Source organism: Leisingera coralii (assembly GCF_049056525.1).
Classification (GTDB): Bacteria; Pseudomonadota; Alphaproteobacteria; order Rhodobacterales; family Rhodobacteraceae; genus Leisingera; species Leisingera coralii.
In genome coordinates, this window is sequence record NZ_JBHUPT010000034.1 from 188,075 (window position 1) to 194,629 (window position 6,555).

The window sequence follows — 6,555 nt, forward strand, 5'->3', positions numbered from 1 at the left end:
TGACAGTCTGAGGTGCGGCGATGACGAATTTACGCCGTGATTTCAGTGCTGTAGCGCAAGCCGGGTCCGGCAAGACCGGCAAGAAGAAGTATCCGCCGCCGTTCTCCCTGCGTCTGACCTACGAAGAACGGGCCAGGCTGGACCAGGCAGCGGCGGGCAAGCCGCTGGGGGCCTACATCCGTGAGCAGTTGCTTGGCGACAATGCTGCGCCGCGCAAAAAGAGCGGCCAGCGCCCCGTGCAGGATCAGGAAGCCCTTGGCCGTGTTCTCGGTGCATTGGGCCGTTCGCGGCTGTCATCGAACCTCAATCAGCTCGCCAGGGCGGTAAACACGGGCTCGCTGCCGGTCACCGACGAAACCGAAGCCGATCTGAGAGAAGCGTGCCGTGCCGTCAAGGCGCTGCGGGCCGATCTGTTGCAGGCTCTGGGCAAGGTACCGGGGGGCGTGCCATGATCCTCAAGGCAAAAGAACGCGGCGATGCTCCGCAACTGGCGCGCTACCTTCTCGCCACGCGCGACAACGATCATGTAGAGCTGCATGAGGTGCGCGGCTTTGTCAGCGACAACCTGCTGGAGGCGTTCCACGAAGCCGATGCGATTGCCAGGGGCACGCGCTGCAGGAACTACCTGTTTTCAATGAGCCTCAATCCGCCGGAAGGCGCGCAGGTATCGACCGGGGCCTTCGAACGGGCGGCGGACCGGATCGAGCGCAAGCTCGGTCTGGAGGGCCAGCCCCGCGTTATTGTCTTCCATGAACGAGACGGGCGCAGGCACGCGCATGTCGTCTGGTCGCGGATCGACACGCAGCGCATGCGGGCCATCAATCTGCCGCACTTCAAGTTCAGGCTGCGGGACCTGTCGCGCAAGCTGTACCTGGAACATGGCTGGGACATGCCGCCCGGGCTGCAGGACTGCCGTTTTCGCGATCCGCTCAGCTTCACGCGCGCGGAATGGCAACAGGCCAGACGCGCCGGTCTTGATCCGCGGGAGATCAAGACCGTTCTGCGCCAGTGCTGGAAAGTCTCGGATAGCCGCGCATCTTTGGAACGCGCCCTCAAGGAACGCGGATTCTGGCTGGCACGGGGCGACCGGCGCGGCTTTGTTGCCATCGACTATCGGGGCGAGGTCTATTCGCTTTCGCGCCATGCCGGGGTGACGACTAAAAAGCTCGAAAACCGGATCGGAGACCGAAACCGCTTGCGTTCGGTCGATGAGATCAGGAACGAGATCGCGCGCGGCATGTCCCGAAAGCTCGCGGCGTTCATCAGGCAAACGGAGCGCGATGCGCGGCAGCGTATTGAGCTGGCCGATTTCCGCAAGGCCGGGATGACCGCCCGGCACCGGGACAAACGGGCAGAGTTATGGGCACGGCATGAGCAGCGCTGGCAGGCTGAAACCAGGGAGCGGGCACAGCGCCTGCCGCGCGGGATTTCCGGTATCTGGCACCGCCTGACCGGGCGCTATGCCAGGGTGAAAGCACAGAACGAGCAGGAAGCCCTGCAGGCATGGCAGCGGGACCGCACAGAGAAGGACGGGCTCATCCACCGGCAGCTTGATGAACGCCAGAGCCTGCAGCGCGACATCAGGATGCAGCGGGAGCTTGCCCGTCAGGAACTGATGCAGCTGCGCGCAGATGTGGCGAACTACCGGGAAATCGGGCACCGCGAGCGAGTGCAAAAACAAAGGCGCGACAAGGATGATGGTGCGCGGCGGCGCAGGCAGTCCCGCCGCCGCCGTGATTTCGAGCCCTGAACGGCGCGGTCAGGGTGCTGGTTTCTTTGTTGCGGGAGAAGCCTCGACCGGTCGTGGCGGAGGGTCGATTTCCTGTCCGTCGCGGTACCATGTCTCATTGGTCACCGCACCGGAAACCGGGTTGCGCTCAATGACTGCCGGGCCGTCATCGCGATGCATCTTTCCGTCCCTGTACCACTCTTCGCGCCAGGCAACCCCTGTCGTTCGATCACGGGACAATTGCGCGGGCCCGTCCAGCCTGTGCGACTTGCCGTTCACGCGCCATTCTTCCGTGACGACAACACCTGTCTCCCGGTCGGTTTCGGTCCATTGGGGACCTCCCTCGCGGTGAAACTCTCCGTGCAGGGACCAGACCTCCCTGTCCACGAATCCCCAGGGGCGGCCCGGTGCTGCCTGATCGTCAGGAGTGTCGTTCACGATGCGGTCCGCGGGCCCGTCGAGGCGATGCGATTCACCTTCAAAGGACCATTTTTCATAGATTACCTCGCCGGTAGCCTCATCGCGTATGATATCCGCGGGCCCATCCTCCCGGTGCGGAATGCCATCGCTCTGATAAATGTAATCAACCTTCTCCCAGGTTTCGCGGACGGCAACGCCGGTCTCCGGATCGACGATTTTCTGGTGTCGCAATAACATGCTCAAACTCCTCATAACTGATCAAATTAACAAATAAAGGTCAGCATTGTTGACATAATGGAGGCTGCGCTGTCAAGAAAATTGGACGCGGCTTCATTCGGCATCGGTTCAGGCAAGCCCTGAAAGCCTGTTCAATCCCGCGAAATTCGTCTGTGCCGTTTGTAACTACCGCTGCAAACCTCGCCGTGTCTCCTGCGCGCATCCAATCCTTCGATTTCAGAATGAGTGCCCGAACCATCAGCGCCTTCATGGGCCGATGATGATGATGTGTGCCGGGGCCGAAAGGCCCTGAGCGGTTCGGGGCCTCCCTGAAACAAAGGAGGATACGATGAAACGCATCTCTCGATCTGAAGCTGCATCGCTCGGCACCGCCGATCTCTACAGTCTGCGCAAACAGGCTTTCATAGCCTTTGCCGCTGCCGCGCGCGGCTCCCGGGAGCAGCGCGATGCGCTCGCCACGATGCGCACTATCGAAGACGTGCTGGCGACCCGTGCGCCAGCACCGTAAACCTGATGCGGCTGGCCTGGAGGCCAGCCGCAAATTTTACCGCCCGGACCAGAAATCGAAGGCGCGTTTCGAAAAAAAATGTGATGTTCTACTGAGCGACGAAAGATATTGATGTGATCGCGCTTCAGATCGCAAAATCGTCCAACGACTTCCCGGCTTCCAGCGCGGCGTGAACCCAAGCGGGTTTGCGCCCGCGTCCGCTCCAGGTCTGGGACGTATCTTCTGGATTAGCGTACTTGGCAGGGGCTTTGGCGCCAGGCTTACGGGCCTTGCCGCCATGCAGAGCAATAATGTCTTCGAAGGCCACGCCATGTTTTTCAGCAACAGCCAGCATTTCGGTATAGGCGTTTTGCTTGGCCTCTTTTTCCACTTCCACCTTGCGGGCTTCAATGTCTTTGGCCAGTGCGTCCAGCTCCGCCGGGCTCAGTCCAGTCAGATCAATTCCCATGTGTTCCTCGCGGTTTTTGTTTGCCCGCTCAAAGCAGATAACAGATTTTGAAGCAAGCGCTCGCCGCTTCATCGCCAGTTTTGTGTGCGGTAAATCGCACAGGTGATTGCTCTCATCTTTCTTCCAAACACGTTTAAGCATCTTTTCCTGTGGATTTATATCTGTGGTCTACATTGTAACTTGGAGGTGCTTTGGAGATTGGGGCAATGTGAAGGTGGAGGTCCTGCTTCCTGGTCATCGCTCACTTGATCTGAGAGTAAAAACTTCTGGACTGGAACCTAAACGTCGAGCTTTAACAAAAACGAAGGTTATTAAGGGGCGGAGCATGAGAAAAGTTGTGTTGATAACGGGCGGTGCCCGTGGGATTGGACGGGCAATTGCTGAAGACTTTGCGTCGGATCACGATGTGTCCTTCACTTGGTTGAACACAGAACCTGCTTCTGGACTTGACGATTTATTGGCCATCAGGGCCGACCTTACGGAGGCAGGCGCTAGTGAGACTATCGTTTCTGAGGTGCTGGAACGATTTGGACGTCTCGATGTAATTGTCAATAACGCCGGATTGGTAGTTAGTTCTGGTCCGGGCGGATTTAACTGGATTGAAGCGGAGAAAATGTTTCAGGTGAACCTCCTGGCGGCAGAGTCATTGCTTGTCGCAGCGCTTCCATATCTCACGCCTGGCGCTTCTGTGGTCAACATTTCTTCTGTAAATGCGACATTGCCACCACGTAATGCAGCACTCTACGGAGCGAGCAAAGCAGCTCTCAATCTTTGGACGCGAGGAATGGCGAAAGAACTTGGCCCTCGCCAAATCCGGGTAAACGCAGTCGCACCGGGAGCTGTGAACGATCCTGAGGAGCCCAGATCCGATGAGCTGGTCAAAGCGTTCACCGATGAAACTGCGTTGGGACGTCTTGCTACACCCAATGATATTGCTCGCGCAGTTCGTTTCCTTGCCGGAGAAGCAGCCTCATTTATTACTGGAGAGGTGCTAACAGTATCGGGCGGTTACCGTCTTTAGTTTCCAGAGCAAAGACATCTGTGCGCCGTTCCAGCCGATGCGCTCGGCTTCGGCATCCAACCAATCCGTCACATAGGCCAGCGCACCGCCGTATTCTGCCACGCTTCCAGCGGCAACGAAATGCGATCTGTAGCCTGTCTCGGTAACCGGTAGCGGTGCCTTGCCTTCGGTCCGCAGTTCGATGTGATCGGCCAAGCCGAACCTGTCCGGTGTGAAGGTGATTTCCATGGCGATGCCGCGCCACGTCATGCTGGATTTTTCCATTGTCCTGTTCTCCGCGGAGTTGGAGCCGCCTCAAGCGGCGGCTCCTTCTTGCTGCTCGGGTTCCTTCTGCTGAAGACTGTGCAGGTAGTCTGCTGCCTTCTGGGCGTAGGCAGCGGCGGAAAAGATCGCCCGCTTGTCTTCCTTCAAAACCTTGAGCCAGCTCTGGATGTAAGCGGCATGGTCAGCGCCCGGCTCGGGCGTCAGGCGCAGATCGGCACAAAGGAAGGCTGCGCCAAGTTCTGCGACCAGTTCCTCACGGGCATAGCCTTCATCGCGCTTCACTCCCCCTTGGTTCTTCCGGCCAAGATCGCGGTCAAGGCGCGTTTTATGCTTCGTCCAGTGGGTCAGCTCGTGTGCCAAGGTTGCATAGTAGGCTTCGGGACTGCGGAAGCATTCAAAGGGTGGCATCTGCACATGATCGCTGGCACCGGCATAGAATGCCCTGTTGCCACCATGCCGGACATCGGCACCGGTTGCGGCAAAGAACGTATCCGCATGCTCGATCCGTTCGGCGGGGTCAATGATCGGCTCGGGCCTAACATGAAAATGCTCAGGCAAGCCGTCGATCTGATCGACGTTGAAGACTGTGTAGGCCTTCATGAACGGGATGGTGCGCTCTTGCTCGCTGCCATCGTCCTGTTCTTCCGTCTTGGTGATGGTGTTCGCATAGACGACAGGATTGCCGCGCTCGCCCTTGCGGACATGCGCGCCGAGTTCCTTGGCTTGCTTGAACGTCATCCAGTACGGAGAGCAATAGCCGCTCTCCAGCGCCGCGCCCCACAGCATCAGCACGTTGATGCCGCTATAGGCAACGCCGTTATGGCGCAGCGGTTTGACAATCCGCCCGTCCATGTTGCCAGCACTCCATGGCTTCAGCCATGTGAGTTCGCCCTTCTCAAGGTCGGCCACGATCTTGTCGGTTACTTTCTGATAAATGTCCTGTTTCATTTCTTTTTCTCCTTTCAAAGCCGGTTGCGCATGCAACCGGACTAGGCCCGCGCCAATGAGCGGGGGGAGAACGTCACAGACCGCAGACAGCGGAGGGGGATCGCCCGTCCTGCACGACCAGCGGGAGGAAGGACGGGGACACCGCTGGTTGCGCCCGTAGCAAGTGCGAAGGGCTTGGTCTTGACGGAGGATGGGGCCGCAGGCCCCAAAACAGGAAAAGGGTCAGCCCGTCAGGGCTGGCATCTGGTCATGCGCAAGGGAAGGAAGCCGAATGGCCGAGACCGCATCAGCGGGCTCGGTTCACGACAGCCCGGCCCGCAGGGTGCGCTATGAGCGTTGACTCGCGTTCAAAAATACGTGGACAATTTTGATGAGCCATGTTCACTGAGGGTCGGACAATCGCTAAAGTTGTTAGACAGTTAAAAGCCTTGCGCACTGTTGATCGTGTGCGCCTTTACAAAAAGGAACGGTACAAGGAAGTTGAGTGAAGCTACGGTAGTTCCAAAGGTGAAAGGAAGTGCAGCGGGTCAGTATCTTGGGTTCGCTCTGCAGCCGGTACGACTCTTCTATCATCTCTTGACTTGCCCGTCCGAGGCTTCGGTGGGGCTTGAGTATGTTGATGATGTTTCGGTCCACCTGGGTGATGATGTGGTATTCGCTGAACAGTGTAAAAGCTACCTAACAGGCAATCCGATTTCGAATTGGTCGACGGTATTCTGGAAGACGCTTGCAAACTGGATGGACAATGTTGAAACCGGCGTTTTTGAGCTGGAGAAGACACGTTTTCAAATGTACGTGGTTCCAAAGAAAAGCCCCGGATTTGCTTCTCACTTCAGCGAAATTACAACCGATGAAGAGATCGACGCGGCGCTTGAGGATGTAAGGAAGAAGCGTAAGCGCCTAAGTGATCCTCCCCCAGTGAAGTGGTCCGCCGTTATGTTTAGGAAAACGGAGGATCAGAATGGGAACGAAGCGGCACA

Annotated in this window: 9 protein-coding genes; 5 read left to right on the forward strand and 4 right to left on the reverse strand. The window is 58.1% G+C overall.

Annotated features, from left to right (window positions below):
* The first annotated feature begins 20 nt into the window (after window positions 1-20).
* Both ACFMBG_RS13320 and ACFMBG_RS13325 read left to right on the forward strand, forming a co-directional pair.
* The gene (locus ACFMBG_RS13320; RefSeq protein WP_421055179.1) at window positions 21-452 is read left to right on the forward strand and encodes a hypothetical protein; all 432 of its coding nucleotides are present in this window, start codon (window positions 21-23) and stop codon (window positions 450-452) included.
* Window positions 449-1,750 (forward strand): relaxase/mobilization nuclease domain-containing protein, encoded by a 1,302-nt coding sequence (locus ACFMBG_RS13325; protein ID WP_421055180.1) that lies wholly within the window; start codon window positions 449-451, stop codon window positions 1,748-1,750. Before ACFMBG_RS13320 ends, ACFMBG_RS13325 begins: the two co-directional genes overlap by 4 nt.
* A gap of 9 nt (window positions 1,751-1,759) precedes the next feature.
* Here the strand turns inward: ACFMBG_RS13325 and ACFMBG_RS13330 are convergent, their stop codons facing one another.
* Window positions 1,760-2,386 (reverse strand): hypothetical protein, encoded by a 627-nt coding sequence (locus ACFMBG_RS13330; protein ID WP_421055181.1) that lies wholly within the window; start codon window positions 2,384-2,386, stop codon window positions 1,760-1,762.
* A 328-nt stretch (window positions 2,387-2,714) separates the two neighbouring features.
* Here ACFMBG_RS13330 and ACFMBG_RS13335 point away from each other — a divergent pair, with 328 nt between their 5' ends.
* The gene (locus ACFMBG_RS13335; protein ID WP_421055182.1) at window positions 2,715-2,894 is read left to right on the forward strand and encodes a hypothetical protein; all 180 of its coding nucleotides are present in this window, start codon (window positions 2,715-2,717) and stop codon (window positions 2,892-2,894) included.
* Window positions 2,895-3,018: 124 nt separating this feature from the next.
* On the opposite strand, the gene ACFMBG_RS13340 is transcribed toward ACFMBG_RS13335, so the two are convergent.
* Window positions 3,019-3,483: an H-NS histone family protein gene (locus ACFMBG_RS13340; protein WP_421055183.1), complete on the reverse strand. Its 465-nt coding sequence runs from the start codon at window positions 3,481-3,483 to the stop codon at window positions 3,019-3,021.
* Window positions 3,484-3,667: 184 nt separating this feature from the next.
* Between ACFMBG_RS13340 and ACFMBG_RS13345 the strand changes: the two genes are divergently transcribed.
* Window positions 3,668-4,363, forward strand: coding sequence for an SDR family NAD(P)-dependent oxidoreductase (locus tag ACFMBG_RS13345; protein ID WP_421055184.1), 696 nt, complete (start codon window positions 3,668-3,670; stop codon window positions 4,361-4,363).
* Here ACFMBG_RS13345 and ACFMBG_RS13350 read toward each other — a convergent pair.
* Together ACFMBG_RS13350 and ACFMBG_RS13355 are read right to left on the reverse strand one after the other, a co-directional pair.
* The gene (locus tag ACFMBG_RS13350; protein WP_421055185.1) at window positions 4,334-4,627 is read right to left on the reverse strand and encodes a hypothetical protein; all 294 of its coding nucleotides are present in this window, start codon (window positions 4,625-4,627) and stop codon (window positions 4,334-4,336) included. The genes ACFMBG_RS13345 and ACFMBG_RS13350 overlap by 30 nt on opposite strands.
* 30 nt (window positions 4,628-4,657) lie before the next feature.
* Entirely contained in the window at window positions 4,658-5,575 is a 918-nt protein-coding gene (locus ACFMBG_RS13355) for an ArdC family protein (protein WP_421055186.1), read from the reverse strand.
* Window positions 5,576-6,055: 480 nt separating this feature from the next.
* On the opposite strand from ACFMBG_RS13355, the gene ACFMBG_RS13360 reads away from it, so the two are divergent.
* On the forward strand, window positions 6,056-6,555 hold a 500-nt coding region (locus ACFMBG_RS13360), incomplete at its 3' end, for a hypothetical protein (RefSeq protein WP_421055187.1).